Raw genomic sequence first — 20,954 nt, forward strand, 5'->3', positions numbered from 1 at the left:
TGAAAATGGCCGAATGGTTCCCGATTTCATTCGGTAAATCAATGTCAGGGGGCTTATTTTTTATTATTTTACGTTTTACACACTGTAAAACGCATAATCTCTCCTTTGCCGGCTTCTGTGTATCTGATTTACAATACGTGCGGAAGGAGGGAAGTCTTGTGAAAAATATTGAAACATACAGCAGGAACATCATAAACGAGGCCTATACGGCAAGGGCTTCAGATATACACATTGTGCCGAGAGAAAAGGATGCTTTCATTCATTTTCGCATCGGCCATGCTCTTGTGAAAAAAAGAGTCTTAAAAAAAGAGGAATGCGTAAGGCTTATTTCTCATTTTAAGTTTTTATCGGCCATGGATATAGGAGAAAGACGTAAGCCGCAAAACGGGTCATTGTCTCTGCCGCTTCCGACGGAAACCGTTCATTTAAGAATGTCAACCTTGCCGACAATGAATGATGAAAGTCTTGTCATCAGGCTTTTGCCTAAGCGGCAGATTCCCCCTCTGGATAAACTGTCCTTATTTCGGGGGGCAGGCGCCGCACTATTGTCCTTTCTGAAGCATTCGCACGGCCTGCTTCTGTTTACCGGCCCCACCGGATCTGGAAAAACGACCACTCTTTACTCGCTTGTCAACTATGCAAAAAGGCATTTCAACCGGCGTATTGTCACGCTTGAAGACCCCGTAGAAACAAGAGATGAGGATGTGTTGCAAGTTCAGGTGAATGAAAAAGCCGGAGTCACATATTCCGCCGGTTTAAAAGCGATTTTAAGACATGATCCCGATATGATCATCTTAGGGGAAATCAGAGATGCCGAGACGGCTGAAATCGCAGTCCGCGCGGCCATGACGGGACACCTCGTTCTTTCAAGCCTGCATACAAGAGATGCTAAGGGCGCCATATACAGGCTGCTGGAGTTCGGCGTGAACATGACAGAAATTGAACAAACCGTCATTGCTATTGCCGCTCAGCGTCTGGTTGATTTAACATGTCCGTTCTGCAAAGAGGAAAACTGTTCCGTGTACTGCCGGATGTACAGGCAGACACGCCGTGCGGGCATTTATGAACTGCTCTACGGGAAAAACCTCACCCAATGCTTTCAGGAAGCAAAGGGAGAGCACGCCAATTTTCAATATCAGACGCTCCGCAGGCTGATCAGAAAAGGAATCGCGCTCGGCTATGTCACGACCGACAATTACGATCGGTGGGTGTATCATGAAGCGGATTAAACGAACCTGGCCCTTGAAGGATCAAGCGGCTTTTTTGAAAAGGCTCGGTGAAATGACGGAAAAAGGATACAGTCTGATTGAAGGGCTCAGGCTGCTGCAACTCCAGCTGCATAAACGTCAGCTTGCAGAGCTGACGGACGGAATCCGCCGGCTGAGGGAAGGTGATGCGTTTTACCAAGTGCTTGAGACACTGTCTTTTCACAAAGAAGCCGTCTCTATCTGCTATTTCGCGGAGAAACACGGGGAATTGCCGGGGGCGATGAAACAAAGCGGCGACTTGTTACAGAGAAAGCTCATGCAGACGAATCAAATCAAAAAAATGCTCCGGTATCCGATGTTTTTAATTTCTTCCGTCTGTGTCATGTTTTATATCCTGCAAAGTTTAATTGTTCCGCAGTTTGCTGGGATTTATCAATCAATGAATATGAATACTTCCGGTGCGACTGCTTTCATCTTTGCGTTTTTTCGGCATTTTCATGAAGCCTGCGCACTGGCGCTGTCCGCCGCTTTCTGCTTGTTTTTGTACGTTTGGTTCTTATGTAAAAAAAAATCCCCGCAAGATAAAATGCTGATTGTTGTGAAAATACCACTATTAGGAAAAGCGGCCGTTCTTTTTAACAGCTACTTTTTCTCTTTACAGCTCAGCAGTCTTCTGAAATCCGGCCTATCGATCTATGACAGCTTAACAGCTTTTAAAGAACAATCTTTTCTGCCTTTTTATCGTGAAGAAGCAGAGATGCTCATTACACGTCTGAAAGCCGGAGAAACCATAGAATCCGCTCTTTCCGGGCATCCGTGTTATGAAAAAGACCTTGCGGCTGCAGTCAGCCACGGACAGGCAAACGGCCTGCTTCACCGCGAACTTTATACGTACAGCCAGTTTATGATGGAGCGTCTTGAACAAAACGCGGCGAAGTATACCGGCATTCTCCAGCCTGTCATTTACGGTGTTGTGGCCGGTATGATTTTAATTGTCTACATGTCAATGCTGATGCCGATGTACCAGATGATGAACCAAATGTAAGGGAGTGCTTCGTCTGAAAAATCAAGATGGATTTACTTTAATTGAAATGCTGATCGTTTTATTTATCGTTTCCATTCTGCTTTTAATCACCATTCCTAACGTTACAAAACATAATCAAAGCATTCAGCATAAAGGCTGTGAAGGACTGCAGAATATGGTGAAAGCCCAAGTGACGGCGTACGAAATCGATCATGAAGGTAAAATGCCGGATATGAACGATTTACAATCAGAGGGGTATATCAAAAAGAATACAGCCTGCCCGAATGGTAAACAGATCTTAATTAGTGGCGGAGAAGTTACAGTTGAACAATAACAGGCGGACAGAAAATGGGTTTACCCTTCTTGAAAGCCTGATTGTGTTAAGCCTGGCGTCCGTCCTGCTGACGGTTTTGTTCACGACGGTTCCGCCGGCCTACACCCACCTTGCCGTGCGGCAAAAAACAGAACTGCTCCAAAAAGATATTCAGCTTGCTCAGGAAACGGCTATCGCAGAACATAAAAGAACAAAAATCACTTTTCTTCCAAAAGAGCATAAATACAAACTGCAGTCAGGCGGAAGGATTGTCGAGCGTTCTTTTGACTCGCTTCACATTACACTTGTGACTTTACCGGAGAGCCTTGAATTTAACGAAAAAGGCCATCCGAATTCGGGAGGAAAGATTCAATTGAAGAGCGCCGGGTTCACCTATGAGATCACAGTTTACTTAGGGAGCGGAAATGTTCATGCTAAACGGAAATAAGGGGTTCTCTACTATTGAAACACTATCAGCAATGGCCATTTGGCTGTTCCTTATGACGTCTATCATTCCGGTCTGGACGGGCATGCTGACAGATGGTCTGAAAATAGAAGATCGCCAGGAAGCGTACCAGCTTCTTCAGAAACATATCAGCACTTATATGATGACCGGAAAAAAGCCGCCGTCTCCCGGTGTGAAGTGGAAGGAGGATGGTGAGTATTACAAAGTGTGTACGGCTGACCGCAGCGAAAAAGAAATGTGCCTCAGCATTCTCAAAACAGACTGGCTTTACGCTTCTTAATGTTTTGTTCTCCTTGGCAGTCTGTCTTTTCCTATCAGGCACCTTGGGCCCGATTTTACATCTGTTTTTATCAAACCGGGCCGATAACGGCGGATTAGACAGCCGGGAGCATCAAATTGCCGTTCAGCAGATCATGAACGAATGTAAACAGGCTGAGGCTGTGAAGCCGGAGGACGGCGGACGGGCGTTAGCATGCCGGAAAACCGGGGGCGAAGAAGTGCGTTTTGAAATTTATCATAAGATGATAAGGAAAAGAGTAAACGGAAAAGGCCACGTGCCGATCCTGCAAAACGCGGCATCATTAACGGCTGATGTGAAAAACGGCCTGCTCTTATTAGAGATCTCAAGCGTTGCAGGTCAAAAGAATCAGGCGGTCATTCCGGTTTACAGCTCTTTTAAAGGTGATTAAATGTACAAATCTGACGGTTTTATATATCCCGCGGTTCTGTTTGTTTCTGCCGCAGTTTTACTTGTCATCAGCTATACTTCGTCTGATTTCATCACCCGAAAAACATTTGCAAAAGAGGCCGGGGAGTACTGGATCGGAGAGAATCTGCTCCAAAACGGCGTGCTGCTGTCAAGCCGCCATATGACACAGGGACAAAAGGTCCAAACTGGTACACAGCGTTTTCCGTATGGCACCGTTTCTTTTCACATCACGGGGAGTGATCGCCGGGAAACGGTTCAGGTTACAATTCAGGCGGAAACAACGACAGGAACGAGACGGGAGGCTCACCTTTTGTTCGATCAGAAGAAGAAACAGCTGATTCAATGGACGGAAGTATAAAAAAGAGGCGGCGGGACAACACTTCATAGTAAAGACAGCACTATGAGGTGAGAGCCGTGAAAACAAATGATTATGTAAAATATATGACTGAGCAATTCGTTAAATATTTCGATACGCCGAAACAGGAACGGAGAGAGCGAAAAGAAGTGCGGAAAGAAAAGAAAGTGCCGGCTTCTCAGCACTGGTTCGGAATATTGCCGTATAGTTTTAAGCTGTGGATGCAGCGGAAAAAATAAAGTGAATCACACGAAAGGTCCTCCTGATACAGGAGGGCCTTATTGGTATTCCTCAATGACGGCAATTTTATTTACCTTTTGGCTGTAGGGATTAAAAGAAATCGTAACAAACACGCCAAATTCTTTTGCGCCATCCCGCAATGTCAAGTGGTATTGCTTGACTGCTTCGTCCGTTCTTTTCCGATCCCACACCTTTTGAATAAATAACGTTTGGGCGAGCGGATATCTTTTTTTAGCTTCCTTTTCTGCTAACTTTTCCCATTTTGATTTATGGTGAACAGCATAATAAGGCACCGTTTCCGCCTGAGCTGTTCCTGAAACCCCGAAAACAAGAAGAGAAAGGCAAATCAGACTTTGTTTGATCATCATTCTTCGTCCTTTCGCTGTATATACTTTCCATTTTGTTCTAGGCACCTCGTTATTTTCTCACGTTTTATTAGAAAAAATTCCAAAAAGGTGTGTAATTTGAAGCAAAACGCTGTTTTTAAAAGATACCATTCTTAAAAACGAACAATTTGACCGATTTTGACATTTTTCAAGACGATAATCCTTGATTATACTTTGTTCATACAGTTCTTTAAAGAGAACGGTTGTCATATTTATTAACAGTTTTACAGGGGGTAAGGCATGTTCCGATTGTTGCGAATGGAAAAAAAGGGCAAGGTGAGATGGCGGATGATGCTATTTTTACGGCTTTCGTTCATTTTTTGCCTGTCCGTGACGATATGTGCTCAGTTCACAGGTGATACAAGTTCCTCCTTCAATGATGTAAAAAGCTTCAGTCTCCAGGTTCAAACGTGCGGAGATTTTCAATATACGGATGACGATTGCCGTTATGACGAACGCTGGGATCAAAGTGATTTACATATAACAAATCAAACTGATACGTCAGGCACCGTGTGTGCGCCGCTTCAGCTCTATGCCGAGCTGGAGAATAAGGGAAAAGAGCGGACTGTTTCTGACTGGAAATGGGAGCTCCATAAAATTGCTTTTCAGCAGCAGCCTTTACGAAACGGCAATGTTGTGGATAAAGGGCTTATTACTGATAAAAAAAGCAAAACGATTTATAAAATTGAGTCAAAGCGGTCTTTGCAGCCGGGCATATACGCATTCAAGGTTTACAAGCCTGAAGGGTATCCGGCGGACGAAGAAAAATTTGAGTGGTCAAAACCGATGAAACTCGTCAAATGCCGGGAACAGGCGACCGTTTCCGATCTAAAGAAAACGGAGAAAGAGCCGGCTGAGCCGGTAAAAGAAAGCGGGGAAGAACATGAAAAAAACGCTGAAACTGATCAGTAATATTTTGTATGCCGTCATCTTCAGCTTGATTATTGTGCTGACGTTAACGGTGATTTCGACCCGGGCTTCCGGGGGTGAGCCGGCCATCTTCGGCTATACGCTGAAATCCGTGCTGTCGGGTTCAATGGACCCGGAATTTAAGACGGGTTCGCTCATAGCGGTAAAGAAAATTTCTGACGTGAATGACTTAGAAAAAGGGGATGTGATCACCTTTACGCAAGATGACGGAACAGCCGTCACACACAGAATAATCGGGATCACGAAAAAGGACGGGAACCTGCTGTTTGAGACAAAAGGGGACCATAATGCCGCCCCGGATGCCGCACCCGTTCAAGCTGAAAAAGTGGCGGCCCAGTATACGGGATATCAGCTTCCGTATGCCGGATATGTCATCCATTTGGCCAGCCAGCCGATCGGAACGGCGATTCTGTTAATCGTTCCCGGCGTCATGCTTTTGATTTACTCAATAACAGTCATTGTCAGCGCCCTCCGCGATATTGAGCGGAAAACGAAAGCGCTGGAAGAACATGCGAAAAAGGGAACCATCTCCACATGAATACGGTTGCAACCTGGCGACAGGATTTGATAACAAAAATAAAAAGTAAGGGGAGAGTACAAACATGGGTATGAAAAAGAAATTAAGCTTGGGCGTTGCCTCAGCCGCACTCGGTTTAGCATTAGTAGGAGGAGGCACATGGGCCGCATTTAATGATGTGAAGTCGACAGACGCTACATTTGCGTCAGGAACACTTGATTTATCGGCTAAAGAACAATCAGCCAATGTCAATTTGTCAAACTTAAAACCAGGTGATAAATTGACGAAAGATTTTGAATTCAGAAACAATGGTTCACTTGCTATTAAAGAAGTGCTGATGGCTTTGAATTTTACTGACTTTAAAGGAGCAAAGAAAGGAAATGAATCTGCGGAGGATTTCCTCAGTCAGTTTGAAATTACGGTTCTGACAGTCGGTAAAGAAGGGGGCAACGGCTATCCTAAAAATATCATTTTGAAGGCGGCCAGCCTGAAAGACTTATACTTAATGTCAACAAAACAGGATAAAGCAGCTGCCGAAGCGATCAGCAAGCACATTGATCCGAAATTCCTGAGTGAGAGCGGAAAAGTCAATGTAGCAACCATTAACGGCAAAACAGCTCCTGAGTACGACGGAGTTCCGAAAACGCCTGCTGATTATGACCAGGTGAGAATGGAAATCCAATTTAAAAATGACACCGCAAAAACTGCGGACGGATTAAGTGTGCAAAACAAGTTCCAAGGCAATGCGATTTCTCTTCAATTCTCTTTTGAAGCAACGCAATGGAACGGCTTGACCATTACGAAAGATCATACGGATAAAGACGGTTACGTCAAGGAAAATGAAAAGGCTCACAGTGAGGATAAAAACTAATCCGAAAGTCGGACAGTTAAAAGAGGAGTTGTGCACATATGGCGGCACTACTCCTCTTTTTGCGCTTTTCTCCATTTTTGATAATCTAAAAATTCACGAAATTGTTTTTTTGATACCCCGGATGTCATCGCATCGCGAACTAATTTCTCCCATTCACTATCTAATTGACCATCGTATTCGGTTTCATGTTTTTCATCAAGTAAAGTATGAACCGAGACGTCCAGAACAGCGGAGACTTTTTCGAGAAATTGAATGGAGGGGTTCGTCTGTAAATTTCGTTCTATTGAGCTTAAATAAGACTTCGCTACCCCAGCTTTTTCAGCTAGTTCTGATAGTGAGTAGCCTTTTTCTTTTCGGTATTGTTTAATACGCTGGCCAATCAATGTCATCACCTTCCTTGTGATATTATAGCACATTCAGAAAGGATTTACGGTATGACTTCTGGCTGCCTGGATATGTTGAGAAGACTTTTTATGCGAAAGCAGGTATTTGCGTATTTCTTCTAGGCTGATATTTGCTTTTTGGGCTTCTAATATCAGCTCAACCCATTCCTTATCTAATTGCGAAAATTCCATTTTTGCATTTTTCATGCATTTTCTCCTCCTAAAATACTTGTTTATGTATTTCAGCCAATCCGCCCATGACCTTATCTTTACATGTCTGGAAGTGATTCATCGCATGCGAAACGCCAGAAATTTTTTCTATATACTTTTATTATAATATAGAATTTCCAGAAAAAACGGGAAAGGTGTCGAATGGATAACGCTTATCCAGAAAAATTACTTTGCAGGAAAAATAAACCGCCGTTTTCAATCTGAATGTGAATTTTCGGCTGATATAAGGCTTTCAGCGCTTGTTTTTCCAAATGGTATTCCTCAGGTTTTTCCTCTGTCTGCTCATAAAACTGATCGAGCAGCCTGAGGTCCTTTTTCCATCTGGCGATCGCGCTGTCAGCCCAGTCTGACGGCTCTTTGGCGGCAGCGTCTTTTAAGTAATGCTCCATTCTTTTAATTCCGCTTTCCGGCTTAATCATCGGCGATATGGTAAAGCAATAGTCTGATATTTGCGAGGTCAGCGGAAGCGGTGCAAGCTTCTGCTGAAACCCCTCTATAATTGTTCCAGAAACAAGATGCAGGCCTAAAGACAAAAGTCTGTCTTTTTTCATGTCGGATTGGTATGAAATCACTACATTTAATCCAAGCCAGGGCTGAAGCGGCACTCTGGCTCCGGCTGATACAATTTTCTCATATATTCTTGTAAATCTCCCATTTTGTTTAACTGCTTGAAAGATTTGAAAGAGGCGCGGGGCTCCAAAGTAAATAAATTCGCCGTCCATATCCTCCGGAGCCGTTTCTTTATCAGTGATGAACGTAATCTTCATCGGGTTCGGTTCGCCGCCCGTTTTTTCACGCCAATGCCAATAAAACGGGCGGTTCATAATTTGTTTGTCCATCTCGACCGTCAACTGAACCGTCATAAAACCCGGCCCTTGTTCTGTAATCGGACAGTGGTTCGCTTCAAAAAAGCGCAGTAAAAATTCGTGAACCTCCTGCTGTCTCATGTCGCGCTTCCTCCTTTTAGATTAAGATCCTTTTTTTCTGGCGGGCTTTTCCGTACCGTATGACAGAAAAGAGGTGAGATTGTCCATTTTGATTCTCATTTCTTCCTCTGTCAGCGAATGGCATAAAATATCATGCAAATGGTCTTCAAAATTGCTCACTTTGATTTTTGTTAAGATGTCATCTAATTCTCCGACGACATTTTCAAATAAATGAATTTTGTCATACAGAAGTTTTAAGATATGCTCTTCAACCGTATGTTTTGTCGCCATATTGTAGATATGGACATCTCTTTCCTGACCGAGTCTGTGAATCCTTCCGATTCTTTGTTCAAGCCGCATCGGGTTCCACGGGAGGTCATAATTGATAATATGGTTGCAGAATTGCAGGTTGATCCCTTCGCCTCCGGCTTCTGTAGCGATCAGCACCTGCACTTTGCCGCGGAAGAGATCCTTCATCCAGTCTTTTTTTCCGCGTTTAAATCCGCCTCTGAACGGAACGGAGCTTATGCCGTTCTGCTGAAGGAACCATTGCAGGTAAATCTGTGTCGCCCTGTATTCAGTAAAAATAATGACTTTGTCATTAATCTTTTGGATCAAGTCAACAACTTGAATCGCTTTTGAGTTTTGCGTGACTTGATTGATGCGGTCCATTAAATCAGCGATCGTCTGTTCATCGAATGCGGGCGCTTGTTTGTCTTTTTGGTCAAGCATTTTTTTGAGCGTCATATACACGGCTTCCCTGCTTGAACAGCATTCTCTTTGCAGCGTCATAATGGAAAATGCGCTTGCGGGCTTTTCCGTGCCGTTTTTCAGTGCGGCGATGTCATCGTAAAGCGCCTGTTCCGTCGGTGAAAAGGTGATCGGCACTGTTTCCACGTGGCGCTTCGTCCATGTAAGGCCGGTGTCGCTCCGCGTGTTGCGGATCATCACCTTATTGACGAGCTCTTTCAAATGCTCATGAGCGTCAATCCCGTCCTTCTGATTGAAGGTTTCTTGAAATCCGCTTTCGTTTCCTAAATGGCCGGGCTTTAACAGTGACACTAAATTGAAGATTTCTTCGATCCGGTTTTGAATCGGCGTCGCCGTCAGAAGCAGGCAGTATTTCTTCACAAGACTTCTCGCAAATTCATAATTTTTCGTTTTGCTGTTTTTGAGCTTGTGCGCCTCGTCAATAATGACGAGATCATACGGAATAGAAAGCACAATGTCTTTGTGAGGCGAGCGTTTGGCCGTATCAATAGAAGAAACGACGATATCGCACTGTTCCCACACATAGCTTTTCTTCTGTTCAACAGCGGGTATTAAAAACTTCTCCTGAAGCTCTTTCACCCACTGGGAAACGAGTGATGCCGGCACAAGAATCAGGATTTTTTTGGCCAGCCCGCGAATCATATATTCTTTTAAAATCAGGCCCGCTTCCACCGTTTTTCCGAGCCCCACTTCATCAGCCAAAATCGCCTTGCCGTTCATTTTTTCAACGACTTTCTGCGCGACCTCAAGCTGATGGGGAAGCGGAGTGAAATCGGGCAGGTATAAAGGAGCCCTCAACCCTTCAAATTCAGGAATGGCAAGGGTCTGCTGGACTTCAGCCGACAGTTTGTACATCTCCCAATTTGACCAGGGACCGTCCGTTTTCAGCCGCTCAGAAAACTCTCCCGGCCAGTTTGCATCAAATATGATCTCTGCTGTCATATGTAACAAAACCGCCTTTCTTTTAAAAAACTGATTTATCATAATTTTTGTTGCCGGACGTAAATGAGGGTGGTAGGATATAAGTAATGATTTCACTAAAAGATATTGCTTTAGTATGTCCATAAAATTGGTAAATATGAGCGAATGACAGCAAGGGGAGAGACTCGGACGAAAGATGGGCGTCCGGGCGCCGAAGGAGCAAACTGCGGAGTGAATCTCTCAGGCAAAAGAACTCTTGCTCGACGCAACTCTGGAGAGTGTCTGCACTTAGAAGCAGCAGACCACCAAAGGGGACGTCTTTATGATATGTTCATAAAGTAAACTTTCAGGTGCCGGGACAGAGAAACCTTCATTTTCATGAGGTGTTTCTCTGTCCTTTTTTATATGTTTTTACAATGCGCCAATGACTGAAGGGGGAAGATGATGCTGAAACGAACACCGCTTTATGACGTGTACAAAGAATACGGCGGAAAAACGATTGATTTTGGAGGATGGGAGCTGCCGGTTCAATTTTCTTCTATTAAAGAGGAGCATGAAGCCGTCCGCACAAAAGCGGGCCTGTTTGATGTGTCCCATATGGGAGAAGTTGAAGTATCCGGTAAAGACGCCCTGTCTTTTCTGCAAAAAATGATGACAAATGACGTTGCCGATTTAAAGCCGGGAAACGCGCTTTATACCGCCATGTGTTATCCTGACGGCGGTACGGTCGATGACTTGCTGATCTATCAGAAAAGCGAGAGCTGCTATCTGCTCGTGATTAACGCGTCTAATATTGAAAAAGACATCGCTTGGCTGACGGAACATGCGGAAGGCGATGTCACGCTGACGAATCAGTCTGACGGGATTTCACTGCTTGCCGTTCAGGGGCCGAATGCTCAGTCGGTTCTTACGAAGCTGACTGAATGTGATTTGTCCTCCTTAAAGCCGTTTACGTTTATTGATGGGGCGGACGTTGCCGGACGACAAGTCCTGCTTTCAAGAACAGGCTATACCGGTGAAGACGGATTTGAGTTATATTGCCGCAATGAAGATGCGGTTCATCTATTTAAGGAGATACTTGCAGCGGGAGAGCATGAAGGCCTCGTTCCGTGCGGCCTCGGCGCCCGTGATACGCTGAGATTTGAAGCGAAGCTTGCTTTATACGGTCAGGAATTGACGAAAGATATTACACCGATTGAAGCCGGAATCGGATTTGCCGTGAAACACAAGAAAGATTCCGATTTTTTCGGGAAGTCTGTATTGCGCGAACAGAAAGAAAAAGGAGCCCCGCGAAAGCTGGTCGGACTTGAGATGATTGAAAAAGGGATTCCGAGACACGGGTACGCCGTGAAAAAAGACGGTGTTCCGATCGGTGAAATCACGACAGGCACGCAATCTCCGACTTTAAAGAAAAATATCGGCCTTGCCTTAATCAAAACGGAATTCAGTGAAGTCGGAACGGAAGTAGAAGTGGAAATCCGTAAAAAAACGGTAAAAGCGAAGATTGTCCGCACACCGTTTTATAAACGTCCAAAACAGAGCTGAAAAAGGAGAGTCATATGAAGCATCGATATTTGCCCGCGACAGAACAGGATAAAAAAGAAATGCTGAAAGCCATCGGCGCAGAAACAATTGATGAACTGTTTGCCGATATTCCGGAAAATGTACGGTTTCAAAAAGACTACCAAATTAAAAAAGCAAAATCAGAAACAGAGCTGACGAGAGAGCTGACGAAGCTTGCGGCGAAAAATAAAGACGCTGTTACATATGCATCTTTTCTGGGCGCAGGAGTGTACGATCACTACCAGCCGGTTATCGTCGATCATGTGATATCCCGATCAGAGTTTTACACGGCATATACGCCTTACCAGCCTGAAATCTCACAAGGAGAGCTGCAGGCGATTTTTGAATTTCAAACGATGATCTGTGAATTAACGGGAATGGATATCGCAAACTCCTCTATGTACGATGGGGGAACGGCGCTGGCGGAAGCGGCGATGCTTGCGTCGGGACATACGAAAAAGAAAAAAATCGTCATTTCCGCAGCCGTTCATCCGGAATCGCGGGATGTTTTGAAAACATACGCAAAGGGCCAATATATTGAGGTTGTAGAGGTGCCCGCGAAAAACGGCGTCACAGATCTTGAAGCATTGGAACATGCCGTTTGTGATGAAACGGCCGCCGTGATCGTCCAGTATCCGAACTTCTTCGGACAAATCGAGCCGTTAAAGGACATTGAGCCGCTCGCACATAAAGGAAACAGCCAGCTGATTGTTTCTTCAAACCCGCTCGCGCTCGGTATTTTGACACCGCCCGGGGCATATGGAGCTGATATCGTCGTCGGGGACGCGCAGCCTTTCGGCATACCTGCGGCGTTCGGCGGCCCGCACTGCGGCTATTTTGCAGTAACGAAAAAACTGATGAGAAAGGTTCCGGGCCGGCTTGTCGGCCAAACGGAGGATGAAAACGGGCGAAGAGGTTTTGTTCTCACTCTTCAGGCGCGCGAGCAGCATATCAGAAGAGACAAAGCCACGTCTAACATTTGTTCAAATCAGGCGCTGAATGCTTTAGCGGCTTCAGCCGCGATGACGGCGCTCGGAAAAAACGGCGTCAAAGACATGGCCCGCCAAAATATATTGAAAGCTGATTACGCGAGACGCCAAGCGGAAAAAGCCGGCTTGCACGTAGCATTTGACGGCCCGATATTTAATGAATTTGCCGTCAGGCTGAATCTTCCCGTCAAGGAAGCAAACCGGCGGCTCCTGCAAGACGGCATAATCGGCGGATATGACTTAGGCCTTGCGTATCCGGAACTGAATCAGCATATGCTCATTGCCGTCACAGAGCTGAGAACAAAAGAAGAGATCGATTCGCTTATTGCGGGATTGGGGGATCAACATGAATAATCAAGATCAGGCGCTTATTTTTGAAATGTCCCGCGAAGGGCGTATCGGTTACAGCCTTCCGGAGCTTGATGTGCCGGAAACAGAGCTTGAAAGCCTTCTTCCCGGTGACTATATCCGCGATGAAGACGCAAAGCTGCCGGAAGTATCAGAGCTCGATATTATGCGGCATTATACCGCTCTTTCTAAGAGGAACCACGGAGTTGATTCAGGCTTTTATCCGCTCGGCTCCTGTACGATGAAATACAATCCGAAATTAAATGAAAAAATTGCCCGGATCGCAGGTTTTTCCGCCATTCATCCGCTTCAGGACGAGGACACGGTTCAGGGGGCGCTTGAGCTTTTATACGATTTAAGCGGACACTTGGAGGAGATTACGGGCATGGACGAGGTGACGCTGCAGCCTGCGGCGGGCGCTCACGGCGAATGGACCGGCCTGATGATGATCCGCGCCTACCACGAAGCGCGGGGAGACTTCGGACGGACGAAAGTGATTGTCCCTGATTCAGCCCACGGTACGAATCCGGCATCCGCCACGGTCGCCGGTTTTGAAACGATTACCGTTAAGTCAAATGAGCACGGGCTGGTTGACATTGAAGATTTGAAAAGAGCGGTAAACGAAGAAACAGCGGCGCTGATGCTGACGAATCCGAACACCCTCGGGTTATTTGAGGAAAACATTACGGAAATGGCTGAAATCGTCCATCAGGCCGGCGGAAAGCTTTATTATGACGGAGCGAATTTAAATGCCGTTTTAAGTAAAGCAAGACCGGGAGATATGGGATTTGACGTCGTTCACCTTAATCTGCATAAAACATTTACCGGGCCGCACGGAGGGGGAGGACCGGGCTCAGGTCCGGTCGGAGTGAAAAAAGAATTCATTCCGTATCTGCCGAAACCTGTTCTTACGAAAAAAGAGGGCCGTTTGACTTTTGACTATGACCGGCCGCAGTCGATCGGGCGTGTAAAACCTTATTACGGCAACTTCGGCATTAATGTCAGAGCTTACACGTATATCCGTTCCATGGGGCCTGACGGCTTAAAAACTGTGACCGAAAACGCGGTTTTAAATGCAAATTATATGATGAGAAGACTCGCGCCTTATTTTGATCTCCCGTATGACCGTCATTGCAAGCATGAATTTGTGTTATCGGGAAGAAGGCAGAAAAAGCTCGGCGTACGAACGCTTGATATTGCCAAACGGCTTTTGGATTTCGGCTATCATCCGCCGACTGTGTATTTTCCTCTCAATGTTGAAGAAAGCATCATGATCGAACCGACGGAAACGGAATCAAAGGAAACGCTAGATGCGTTTATAGATGCCATGATTCAAATTGCGCGGGAAGCGGAGGAATCGCCTGAAATCGTTCAGGAAGCGCCGCATACAACAGTTGTCAAAAGAATGGATGAAACCAAGGCGGCAAGAAAGCCCGTTTTAAAATACGAACGTACACTTGACGGCATCCGCTGACACGGTGTAAAAAAAAGAGCTGTCCGTTTTATACGGAAGCTCTTTTTTATGATTAGTTTTTTGCTTTAATTTTTCCGCCCCATTTTTTAAATCCGCCTTTCAGGTTGTAAATATCTTTACAGCCGTGTTTGCGGAGCGTCTGTGCCGCGCGTCCGCTGCGGACATTGTTTTGGCAGTACAGATAAACGGGTTTATCAGGACGGATTTCACTTTTGCGCTGTTTCAGCTGTGACAGCGGAATGTTGCGCGCGCCGAGAATATGGCCGCCTTCAAATTCATTCGGTTCACGGACGTCAATCAGCTGCGCTTTTCTGTAGCCCGCGCGGAATTCCTCTTCCGTAAGTGTTTTCATTAAACGCTGCTGGTAAAAATACGACACGATCATATAAACGATAAACGCCGCAACAATAATTAAAGCAATCATATTAGACAATGCGATTCTACTCCTTTAACTTATAAAATCAAAACCCTGCTTCCTGAAAACAAGGCTTACCGGACGTTTTGGGACAAATACTATTATAGTAAAGCATGAAGCGATTGTCATCCTTAATGAAACGAAATATTTTTCATTTTCAAGGCAGTTTGTTAAACTGATTTTATTAAAACGATAAAGAAGGGTTCAGTGTATGGAAAAAGAAACATGGCGGTTTATTGACTCAGGGAATGAAAGCCCGGCATTTAACATGGCGCTGGATGAAGCGCTTTTATATTGGCACAGCCAAAAAAAAATTCCTCCGGTGATCCGTTTTTACGGCTGGAATCCGGCAACTTTGTCTGTCGGGTATTTTCAAAATATTAAGAAGGAAATTAACTTTGACGCAGTACATAAACACGGCCTCGGGTTTGTCAGAAGACCGACAGGCGGACGGGGTGTTCTGCATGATAAAGAATTGACATACAGCGTAATCGTTTCAGAGGATCACCCGGAAATGCCGGCCACGGTGACAGAGGCGTACCGGGTGATTTCAGAAGGTATTCTGCAGGGATTCAGAAACCTTGGACTTGATGCCTGCTTTGCGATTCCGCGAACGGAGAAAGAAAAAGAAAGCTTGAAAAATCCGCGCTCGTCCGTCTGCTTTGATGCGCCTTCGTGGTATGAACTGGTCGTCGAAGGACGGAAAGTTGCCGGAAGCGCACAGACACGCCAAAAAGGCGTCATTCTTCAGCACGGTTCCATCCTGCTTGACATTGATGAGGATAAGCTGTTTGATCTGTTTTTATATCCGAGCGACAGAGTCCGTGAGCGCATGCAGCGGAATTTCAAAAACAAAGCGGTAGCCATCAACGCCTTAGCGCCGAAACGGGTAACGATGGATGAGGCCAGAATCGCTTTTAAAGCCGGTTTTGAGGAAGGGCTGAACATTCATCTTGAGCCTTACACACTCACGTCTGAAGAGCTTGCATTTGTCAATGAGCTGGCTGAGACGAAATACGCAGCTGATGAATGGAATTATAAGCGCTGATAAGGCTTGACAGACCGGAAGCATCCTTGTTTTTTCATGACCGTTAGTGTAAACTTGTAATGGTTTATAAAGTTAAGGTGCTTTTTGGGAGGGTTACTTATGACAACACCAAGTATGGAAGATTATATTGAACAGATTTATATGCTGATAGAAGAAAAAGGATATGCACGGGTTTCTGATATCGCGGAAGCTTTGGCAGTCCACCCCTCCTCTGTAACGAAAATGGTTCAAAAACTAGATAAAGACGAGTATTTGATTTATGAAAAATATCGCGGGCTCGTATTGACGTCAAAAGGCAAAAAGATCGGCAAACGGCTCGTATACAGACACGAATTGCTTGAGCAGTTTTTAAGAATCATTGGTGTTGATGAAGAGAAGATTTACAATGATGTTGAAGGAATCGAACATCATCTGAGCTGGAACAGCATTGACCGCATCGGCGACCTCGTTCAGTATTTTGAAGATGACGAAAGCCGGAAAAAAGAACTGAAATCCGTACAGAAAAAAACCGAAAATCCCGGTGAATAAAGGGCAGCCCGAAATGGGGCGCCCTTTTTTTAATGTCTTCATTCTTTGGTCTATTTCGCCCAGCCGTTTCTTAAAATAATAATACACCTTGAGATGGAAGGGAGAGGGCGCGCTATGCAGATTGACGGCGTATTTTCGGGCGGGGGGATAAAAGGGGTGGCGCTTGCCGGCGCTTATGAAGCGCTGGAAGAAAAGGGCTTTCGCTTTGAAAGGCTCGCCGGAACAAGCGCCGGCGCGATTATTGCCGCATTTATCGCTGCGGGCTATACGAGCAGAGAGGTTCATTCCATCATAGATGAGGTTGACGGAAGGCAATTGCTTGATCAGAGATACTCGTTCCTCCCGCTGAAAATCCTGCGGTGGGTGTCGATATATTGGCGCCTCGGACTATACAGAGGCGATATGCTGGAAAAGTGGATTGCGGATAAATTAAAAGCGAAGGGCATCATCGCGTTCGGCGATTTGAAAAAAGGCTCGCTCCGTCTCATCGCTTCAGATCTGACGAACGGAAAGATGATCGTGCTTCCTGACGATCTTCCCCGCTATGGATTAAATCCGGAGATGTTCCCGGTTGCCAGAGCCGTCAGAATGAGCTGCAGCATTCCTTATTTTTTTGAACCGATAAAACTGAAGACCGAAAAAGGCACCTCAACGGTCGTTGACGGCGGCGTGTTAAGCAATTTCCCGATTTGGCTGTATTCAAAAGAACGCAAACGGCCGGTCATCGGAATTTCGCTTTCGCCCAACGAAAAAGAGCGCCCGAAAAAATCAATCCGCAACGCTTTTGAGCTGTTCGGGGCTTTGTTTGAAACGATGAAAGACGCTCATGATGCCAGGCATATCGCGACAAAGTACGAACAGAATATTATTTTTATTCCGGTGGAACATGTGATGGCGACGGAGTTTCATCTCACACCGCAAAAAAAACTAGCTCTCATTGAGCTAGGAAAAAGCAGAACAGAGCAATTTTTGAAGCAATGGAGCTATTAAAAAAGCGCTCTGTTTTTCTTTTTATTCTTTTTGCCTTCTATGACGGTAAGCTGGGTCTGGCTTTTTTTCTTAAGAATCATCGGCTTCGGTCTGCTGCTGCTCGGCACGCTCCGCAAATGGCTGACCCGGCCTCTGTGTCCGGCGCGGTGCTTCGCTTTTTGCTCCTTCATTCGGAGCCGCGATTGTCTGGCCGCTTTTCTGAAAGCGGTTCCGTCACGGCCGGTGCGGCGGTTCAGGACCGTCCTCACGATAAAATAAATAATGATGCCTGCGATAATAACGGTGATCGCTCTTGAAATCATCTGCCCGGGGTTGGTTACCGCTGCATAAATGAAACCGAATGCGCCAAGCGCTATCAATACAGCAAAAAAAGGTTGTACACGATGATTCATAACTGCCCACCTCCAAAATAATAACGGTAACTGTTCAGATTACGTTGTGAGACGGCTTTTCGCTCTGTTCTGAAATGTCTTCCAGTCTGAGAAGCTCGTTAAAGCTTTCTATGGCAACCTCGACCTGGTCATCCGCCGGTTCCTTTGTCGTTAAAAGCTGCAGCCACAGGCCGGGATAACCGAGCACTTTCAAAACGGGGATATTCCGCACTCTGTTCGTCAGCTGGAGCACTTCAAAGGAGATGCCGAGAACGACCGGTATAAGCGCAATCCTGTCTAAAATCCGCACCCAAAGCGGATCTGTCGGAACGAGTAAATAGATGAACATGCCGACAATGATCGTAAATAAAATAAAGCTTGAACCGCAACGGTAATGAAGCCGTGACTGCTTCTGAACATTTTCTATTGTAATTGGCAAATTCTGTTCATAACAGTTTATGACCTTATGTTCGGCTCCATGATATTGAAACACTCTTTTAATTAACGGCGTCATTGATAAAAAATAAATGTAGCCGAGAAGCAGAATAAGCTTAAACAGACTTTCGATTCCGATCTGCGCGGCGTCTGAGGAAAATACGGGCCTTACAAGCTCCGCTAAGAAGACCGGGACGAGCGTAAAAACGAATTTGCTGAACAAAAACGACAGAACGCCGATCACCGCCAGGCTGAAAAACATCGATAAGCCCGAACCCTTCTTATCTTCCTGCTCCAGCTTGGCGTCATCTTGAGGGTCAAGCCCGTAACGTTCGCTGGAAAAGTTTAAATGCTTTGTGCCGTTGGCGCTCGCCTCAATGATGGCGACGATTCCCCGCAAAAAAGGAATCTTTTTTAAAGCCGAAAGCTTGGCGTTCGGCACTCTCGGAAGCTTGAAAAAATCAATGCTTCCGTCATTCCTGCGGATGGCGGTAACATAATTTTTTCTGCCGCCGAACATGACCCCTTCAACGACAGCCTGCCCGCCGTAAGCAGGGGGCGTTTTTTGTTTGGACATTGTTTATCAACCTGCCTGTTTTTTTAGGATTTACTAACCATTTCCTTTCACTCTATTGTACAGGAAACCGCGGTAAACCTCTAGTTAGACAGCCGGAAAATCAATGCTTTTTCTACATGCAGTATACCCCGTTTCTTTAGATTTTACTCATTGAATGAAAATATGGCGCAGTTTTTTATGACTTTTCAATTTTGGGGCAGTCTATGACTGGAGGTGCCATGATGACAAGCGAAAAACATTCAGAACAGGAAGAAAAAAAGAAGCAGGATGATGATCAGCAGCCTGTTTCATTTACCGGCAGAATTTGCGGTATCGGATTTGCCGGCGGTGTATTTTGGAGTTTGATCGGCTATCTCGGGTATGTCTTTCATTTTTCAGAGATCAGCCCCAACATGATTCTTCAGCCGTTTATGATCGGAGAATGGAAAAAACAATGGCTCGGCACGATGGTCAGCATCGTTGTCATCGGATTCATTTCAATTGCCGGGGCGTTTATTTATTTCGTCTGCCTGAAACGTTTTAAAACCATGTGGCCGGGGATGGTGTACGGCGTCATTTTATGGTGTGCGGTTTTTTTCTTATTCAATCCGATTTTCGAAGATGTGAAATCCGTCACTGAATTGAAATCAGATACAATCGTGACGACGCTTTGCCTTTACATTCTGTACGGTTTGTTTGTCGGCTACTCAATTTCCTTCAACTACAATGAACTTACGTCAGACAAGCTTGCAAGGGCGCTCGGCAACAAGTGAATAAGTGTATAATCCCTGTCCGGTATGGTAAAATGTTCACGAGAAGTGAACATTTTTTATGCTGAAAACCGGGCGGGGATGCTCCCGCGTTGTCAGGCGGCAGTCAAGAATCGGCGAGGAGGAGAAAGGGAATGAAACTTGAGAAATTGCGAAATCTTTTCGGTCAGCTGGATATAGACGGAATGTTGGTGACAAGCTCCGCCAATCTGCAGTATATGACGGGATTTACGGGTTCGTCAGGCCTTGCGGTCATATCGAAAGAACGTGCGGCATTTATCACGGATTTCCGTTACACCGAGCAGGCGAAGACGCAAGTGAAGGGTTTTGACATTATCGAGCACGGCGGAAGCTTAATCCAAACGGCTGCGGATACGATTCTTGAGTACGGCATTAAAAAACTCGGCTTCGAGCAAAACAGCATGACGTACGGAACATATGCATCCTACCAAGCGGTGCTGCAGGAAGCGGAGATGGTTCCCGTCGCGGATTCCGTTGAAAAGTTGCGCTTGATTAAGTCAAGTGAAGAGATTAAGATATTAGAGGAAGCTGCGAAGATTGCGGACGATGCGTTTGAACATATTCTGACGTTTATCAAACCGGGCATCTCAGAGATTTCAGTTGCAAACGAGCTTGAATTTTATATGAGACGTCAAGGAGCAGACGGCTCTTCCTTTGATATGATCGTCGCCTCGGGAGTCAGATCCAGCCTTCCCCACGGAGTGGCAAGCGGCAAATTGATTGAAAAGGGAGACTTGGTCACGCTCGATTTCGGCGCTTATTATAAAGGCTATTGTTCTGATATCACACGCACCGTCGCGGTCGGAGAGCCAAGTGATAAACTGAAAGAGATTTATCAGGTCGTATACGATGCCCAAGCGCTTGGTGTCCTGCATATTAAACCCGGCATGACGGGAAAAGAAGCGGACGCCCTGACGAGGGATCACATCACCGCAAAAGGCTACGGACAGTATTTCGGCCATTCGACAGGACACGGGTTTGGAATGGAAGTCCATGAATCACCGGGGCTGTCTTTCAGGTCATCGGCCGTTCTTGAGCCGGGCATGGCGGTAACGGTTGAGCCGGGCATATACATACCGGAAGTTGGGGGCGCAAGAATCGAAGATGATATCATCATCACTGAGGACGGCAACCGGACAATTACGCATTCCCCTAAAGAATTAATTATTTTGTGATCGGAATATAGGAGGACATC

27 protein-coding genes and 1 riboswitch are annotated in these 20,954 nt (G+C 45.7%); of the genes, 19 read left to right on the forward strand and 8 right to left on the reverse strand.

The features are described from left to right. The first annotated feature begins 158 nt into the window (after positions 1-158). The 8 genes from comGA to ABK447_RS07670 are packed head-to-tail and all read left to right on the forward strand — an operon-like array spanning position 159 to position 4,314. Positions 159-1,229 carry a competence type IV pilus ATPase ComGA gene (gene comGA / locus ABK447_RS07635; RefSeq protein ID WP_003153083.1) on the forward strand — a complete coding sequence of 357 codons (1,071 nt, stop codon included), beginning with the start codon at positions 159-161 and terminating at the stop codon, positions 1,227-1,229. Beyond that, positions 1,216-2,253 carry a competence type IV pilus assembly protein ComGB gene (gene comGB / locus ABK447_RS07640; protein WP_094031834.1) on the forward strand — a complete coding sequence of 346 codons (1,038 nt, stop codon included), beginning with the start codon at positions 1,216-1,218 and terminating at the stop codon, positions 2,251-2,253. The genes comGA and comGB overlap by 14 nt, the downstream gene beginning before the upstream one ends. A gap of 46 nt (positions 2,254-2,299) precedes the next feature. Further along, positions 2,300-2,566 (forward strand): competence type IV pilus major pilin ComGC, encoded by a 267-nt coding sequence (comGC, locus tag ABK447_RS07645; RefSeq protein ID WP_042635730.1) that lies wholly within the window; start codon positions 2,300-2,302, stop codon positions 2,564-2,566. Next, entirely contained in the window at positions 2,556-2,993 is a 438-nt protein-coding gene (comGD, locus tag ABK447_RS07650) for a competence type IV pilus minor pilin ComGD (RefSeq protein WP_043020787.1), read from the forward strand. The genes comGC and comGD overlap by 11 nt, the downstream gene beginning before the upstream one ends. Continuing rightward, positions 2,977-3,291, forward strand: a complete 315-nt coding sequence (gene comGE, locus ABK447_RS07655) for a competence type IV pilus minor pilin ComGE (RefSeq protein WP_012117982.1) — start codon at positions 2,977-2,979, stop codon at positions 3,289-3,291. The genes comGD and comGE overlap by 17 nt, the downstream gene beginning before the upstream one ends. After that, the gene (gene comGF, locus ABK447_RS07660) at positions 3,200-3,700 is read left to right on the forward strand and encodes a competence type IV pilus minor pilin ComGF (protein ID WP_257899725.1); all 501 of its coding nucleotides are present in this window, start codon (positions 3,200-3,202) and stop codon (positions 3,698-3,700) included. The genes comGE and comGF overlap by 92 nt, the downstream gene beginning before the upstream one ends. After that, complete coding sequence (gene comGG, locus ABK447_RS07665) at positions 3,701-4,078, forward strand: competence type IV pilus minor pilin ComGG (protein WP_012117980.1); 378 nt, start codon at positions 3,701-3,703, stop codon at positions 4,076-4,078. Between the two features lie 56 nt (positions 4,079-4,134). After that, complete coding sequence (locus tag ABK447_RS07670; RefSeq protein WP_003153093.1) at positions 4,135-4,314, forward strand: YqzE family protein; 180 nt, start codon at positions 4,135-4,137, stop codon at positions 4,312-4,314. 39 nt (positions 4,315-4,353) lie between these two features. Here the strand turns inward: ABK447_RS07670 and ABK447_RS07675 are convergent, their stop codons facing one another. Then, the gene (locus ABK447_RS07675) at positions 4,354-4,683 is read right to left on the reverse strand and encodes a DUF3889 domain-containing protein (protein WP_012117979.1); all 330 of its coding nucleotides are present in this window, start codon (positions 4,681-4,683) and stop codon (positions 4,354-4,356) included. 258 nt (positions 4,684-4,941) lie between these two features. Between ABK447_RS07675 and tapA the strand changes: the two genes are divergently transcribed. From tapA to tasA, 3 genes are all read left to right on the forward strand, one after another. Further along, on the forward strand, positions 4,942-5,613 hold the full coding sequence (gene tapA / locus ABK447_RS07680) for an amyloid fiber anchoring/assembly protein TapA (RefSeq protein WP_124934997.1): 672 nt from the start codon (positions 4,942-4,944) through the stop codon (positions 5,611-5,613). Beyond that, positions 5,585-6,169 carry a signal peptidase I SipW gene (gene sipW / locus ABK447_RS07685; RefSeq protein WP_015240205.1) on the forward strand — a complete coding sequence of 195 codons (585 nt, stop codon included), beginning with the start codon at positions 5,585-5,587 and terminating at the stop codon, positions 6,167-6,169. Before tapA ends, sipW begins: the two co-directional genes overlap by 29 nt. Positions 6,170-6,233: 64 nt before the next feature. Then, positions 6,234-7,019, forward strand: a complete 786-nt coding sequence (tasA, locus tag ABK447_RS07690; protein ID WP_007408329.1) for a biofilm matrix protein TasA — start codon at positions 6,234-6,236, stop codon at positions 7,017-7,019. 47 nt (positions 7,020-7,066) lie between these two features. Here tasA and sinR read toward each other — a convergent pair whose 3' ends face one another. The 4 genes from sinR to ABK447_RS07710 form a co-directional block, all read right to left on the reverse strand. Continuing rightward, positions 7,067-7,402 (reverse strand): transcriptional regulator SinR, encoded by a 336-nt coding sequence (gene sinR / locus ABK447_RS07695; RefSeq protein WP_003153104.1) that lies wholly within the window; start codon positions 7,400-7,402, stop codon positions 7,067-7,069. Positions 7,403-7,435: 33 nt separating this feature from the next. After that, positions 7,436-7,609: an anti-repressor SinI gene (gene sinI / locus ABK447_RS07700; protein WP_003153105.1), complete on the reverse strand. Its 174-nt coding sequence runs from the start codon at positions 7,607-7,609 to the stop codon at positions 7,436-7,438. A 176-nt stretch (positions 7,610-7,785) separates the two neighbouring features. Beyond that, positions 7,786-8,580, reverse strand: a complete 795-nt coding sequence (locus tag ABK447_RS07705) for a YqhG family protein (protein ID WP_076424968.1) — start codon at positions 8,578-8,580, stop codon at positions 7,786-7,788. 21 nt (positions 8,581-8,601) lie between these two features. Further along, the gene (locus ABK447_RS07710; protein WP_124934996.1) at positions 8,602-10,272 is read right to left on the reverse strand and encodes a DEAD/DEAH box helicase; all 1,671 of its coding nucleotides are present in this window, start codon (positions 10,270-10,272) and stop codon (positions 8,602-8,604) included. Positions 10,273-10,416: 144 nt separating this feature from the next. Further along, positions 10,417-10,517: riboswitch (glycine riboswitch) on the forward strand. A 178-nt stretch (positions 10,518-10,695) separates the two neighbouring features. Here ABK447_RS07710 and gcvT point away from each other — a divergent pair. From gcvT to gcvPB, 3 genes are read left to right on the forward strand one after another with little or no spacing between them, the layout of a single operon-like run. Beyond that, a complete protein-coding gene (gene gcvT, locus ABK447_RS07715) occupies positions 10,696-11,796 on the forward strand; it encodes a glycine cleavage system aminomethyltransferase GcvT (protein WP_032866432.1) in 1,101 nt (366 codons plus the stop codon). Positions 11,797-11,810: 14 nt separating this feature from the next. Continuing rightward, positions 11,811-13,157 carry an aminomethyl-transferring glycine dehydrogenase subunit GcvPA gene (gene gcvPA, locus ABK447_RS07720; RefSeq protein WP_059368121.1) on the forward strand — a complete coding sequence of 449 codons (1,347 nt, stop codon included), beginning with the start codon at positions 11,811-11,813 and terminating at the stop codon, positions 13,155-13,157. Beyond that, entirely contained in the window at positions 13,150-14,625 is a 1,476-nt protein-coding gene (gene gcvPB / locus ABK447_RS07725; protein WP_094031832.1) for an aminomethyl-transferring glycine dehydrogenase subunit GcvPB, read from the forward strand. Before gcvPA ends, gcvPB begins: the two co-directional genes overlap by 8 nt. A gap of 52 nt (positions 14,626-14,677) precedes the next feature. Here the strand turns inward: gcvPB and ABK447_RS07730 are convergent, their stop codons facing one another. Continuing rightward, complete coding sequence (locus ABK447_RS07730) at positions 14,678-15,058, reverse strand: rhodanese-like domain-containing protein (RefSeq protein ID WP_007408335.1); 381 nt, start codon at positions 15,056-15,058, stop codon at positions 14,678-14,680. Between the two features lie 193 nt (positions 15,059-15,251). Here ABK447_RS07730 and ABK447_RS07735 point away from each other — a divergent pair, with 193 nt between their 5' ends. From ABK447_RS07735 to ABK447_RS07745, 3 genes are all read left to right on the forward strand, one after another. Further along, positions 15,252-16,088 carry a biotin/lipoate A/B protein ligase family protein gene (locus ABK447_RS07735; RefSeq protein WP_094031831.1) on the forward strand — a complete coding sequence of 279 codons (837 nt, stop codon included), beginning with the start codon at positions 15,252-15,254 and terminating at the stop codon, positions 16,086-16,088. Between the two features lie 99 nt (positions 16,089-16,187). Beyond that, positions 16,188-16,616 (forward strand): transcriptional regulator MntR, encoded by a 429-nt coding sequence (mntR, locus tag ABK447_RS07740; RefSeq protein ID WP_007408338.1) that lies wholly within the window; start codon positions 16,188-16,190, stop codon positions 16,614-16,616. 114 nt (positions 16,617-16,730) lie between these two features. After that, positions 16,731-17,606, forward strand: a complete 876-nt coding sequence (locus ABK447_RS07745) for a patatin-like phospholipase family protein (RefSeq protein WP_094031830.1) — start codon at positions 16,731-16,733, stop codon at positions 17,604-17,606. Here the strand turns inward: ABK447_RS07745 and ABK447_RS07750 are convergent. Beyond that, a complete protein-coding gene (locus tag ABK447_RS07750; protein WP_007408340.1) occupies positions 17,603-17,998 on the reverse strand; it encodes an SA1362 family protein in 396 nt (131 codons plus the stop codon). The genes ABK447_RS07745 and ABK447_RS07750 overlap by 4 nt on opposite strands. Positions 17,999-18,032: 34 nt before the next feature. Beyond that, complete coding sequence (locus ABK447_RS07755; protein WP_007408341.1) at positions 18,033-18,989, reverse strand: DUF1385 domain-containing protein; 957 nt, start codon at positions 18,987-18,989, stop codon at positions 18,033-18,035. A gap of 221 nt (positions 18,990-19,210) precedes the next feature. Between ABK447_RS07755 and ABK447_RS07760 the strand changes: the two genes are divergently transcribed. Beyond that, on the forward strand, positions 19,211-19,741 hold the full coding sequence (locus tag ABK447_RS07760; protein ID WP_003153121.1) for a YqhR family membrane protein: 531 nt from the start codon (positions 19,211-19,213) through the stop codon (positions 19,739-19,741). Positions 19,742-19,872: 131 nt separating this feature from the next. Further along, positions 19,873-20,934, forward strand: coding sequence for a Xaa-Pro peptidase family protein (locus ABK447_RS07765; protein ID WP_003153122.1), 1,062 nt, complete (start codon positions 19,873-19,875; stop codon positions 20,932-20,934). Positions 20,935-20,954 lie beyond the last annotated feature (20 nt).

The organism is Bacillus sp. hwrm1 (assembly GCF_040207805.1).
In the GTDB taxonomy this organism is placed as follows: Bacteria; Bacillota; Bacilli; order Bacillales; family Bacillaceae; genus Bacillus; species Bacillus velezensis.

Excerpts from the sequence above, each read along its gene's own strand:
- ABK447_RS07745 (WP_094031830.1), top strand. The coding sequence starts at position 16,731 with ATGCAGATTGACGGCGTATTTTCGGGCGGGGGGATAAAAGGGGTGGCG.
- ABK447_RS07750 (WP_007408340.1), bottom strand. The coding sequence starts at position 17,998 with ATGAATCATCGTGTACAACCTTTTTTTGCTGTATTGATAGCGCTTGGC.
- mntR (WP_007408338.1), top strand. The coding sequence starts at position 16,188 with ATGACAACACCAAGTATGGAAGATTATATTGAACAGATTTATATGCTG.
- comGB (WP_094031834.1), top strand. The coding sequence starts at position 1,216 with ATGAAGCGGATTAAACGAACCTGGCCCTTGAAGGATCAAGCGGCTTTT.
- ABK447_RS07710 (WP_124934996.1), bottom strand. The coding sequence starts at position 10,272 with ATGACAGCAGAGATCATATTTGATGCAAACTGGCCGGGAGAGTTTTCT.
- ABK447_RS07675 (WP_012117979.1), bottom strand. The coding sequence starts at position 4,683 with ATGATGATCAAACAAAGTCTGATTTGCCTTTCTCTTCTTGTTTTCGGG.
- ABK447_RS07765 (WP_003153122.1), top strand. The coding sequence starts at position 19,873 with ATGAAACTTGAGAAATTGCGAAATCTTTTCGGTCAGCTGGATATAGAC.
- tapA (WP_124934997.1), top strand. The coding sequence starts at position 4,942 with ATGTTCCGATTGTTGCGAATGGAAAAAAAGGGCAAGGTGAGATGGCGG.
- tasA (WP_007408329.1), top strand. The coding sequence starts at position 6,234 with ATGGGTATGAAAAAGAAATTAAGCTTGGGCGTTGCCTCAGCCGCACTC.
- gcvT (WP_032866432.1), top strand. The coding sequence starts at position 10,696 with ATGCTGAAACGAACACCGCTTTATGACGTGTACAAAGAATACGGCGGA.
- ABK447_RS07760 (WP_003153121.1), top strand. The coding sequence starts at position 19,211 with ATGACAAGCGAAAAACATTCAGAACAGGAAGAAAAAAAGAAGCAGGAT.
- comGC (WP_042635730.1), top strand. The coding sequence starts at position 2,300 with ATGCTGATCGTTTTATTTATCGTTTCCATTCTGCTTTTAATCACCATT.
- ABK447_RS07755 (WP_007408341.1), bottom strand. The coding sequence starts at position 18,989 with ATGTCCAAACAAAAAACGCCCCCTGCTTACGGCGGGCAGGCTGTCGTT.
- comGE (WP_012117982.1), top strand. The coding sequence starts at position 2,977 with ATGCTAAACGGAAATAAGGGGTTCTCTACTATTGAAACACTATCAGCA.
- ABK447_RS07705 (WP_076424968.1), bottom strand. The coding sequence starts at position 8,580 with ATGAGACAGCAGGAGGTTCACGAATTTTTACTGCGCTTTTTTGAAGCG.
- comGF (WP_257899725.1), top strand. The coding sequence starts at position 3,200 with ATGGTGAGTATTACAAAGTGTGTACGGCTGACCGCAGCGAAAAAGAAA.
- sinI (WP_003153105.1), bottom strand. The coding sequence starts at position 7,609 with ATGAAAAATGCAAAAATGGAATTTTCGCAATTAGATAAGGAATGGGTT.
- comGG (WP_012117980.1), top strand. The coding sequence starts at position 3,701 with ATGTACAAATCTGACGGTTTTATATATCCCGCGGTTCTGTTTGTTTCT.
- sipW (WP_015240205.1), top strand. The coding sequence starts at position 5,585 with ATGAAAAAAACGCTGAAACTGATCAGTAATATTTTGTATGCCGTCATC.
- ABK447_RS07735 (WP_094031831.1), top strand. The coding sequence starts at position 15,252 with ATGGAAAAAGAAACATGGCGGTTTATTGACTCAGGGAATGAAAGCCCG.
- gcvPA (WP_059368121.1), top strand. The coding sequence starts at position 11,811 with ATGAAGCATCGATATTTGCCCGCGACAGAACAGGATAAAAAAGAAATG.
- gcvPB (WP_094031832.1), top strand. The coding sequence starts at position 13,150 with ATGAATAATCAAGATCAGGCGCTTATTTTTGAAATGTCCCGCGAAGGG.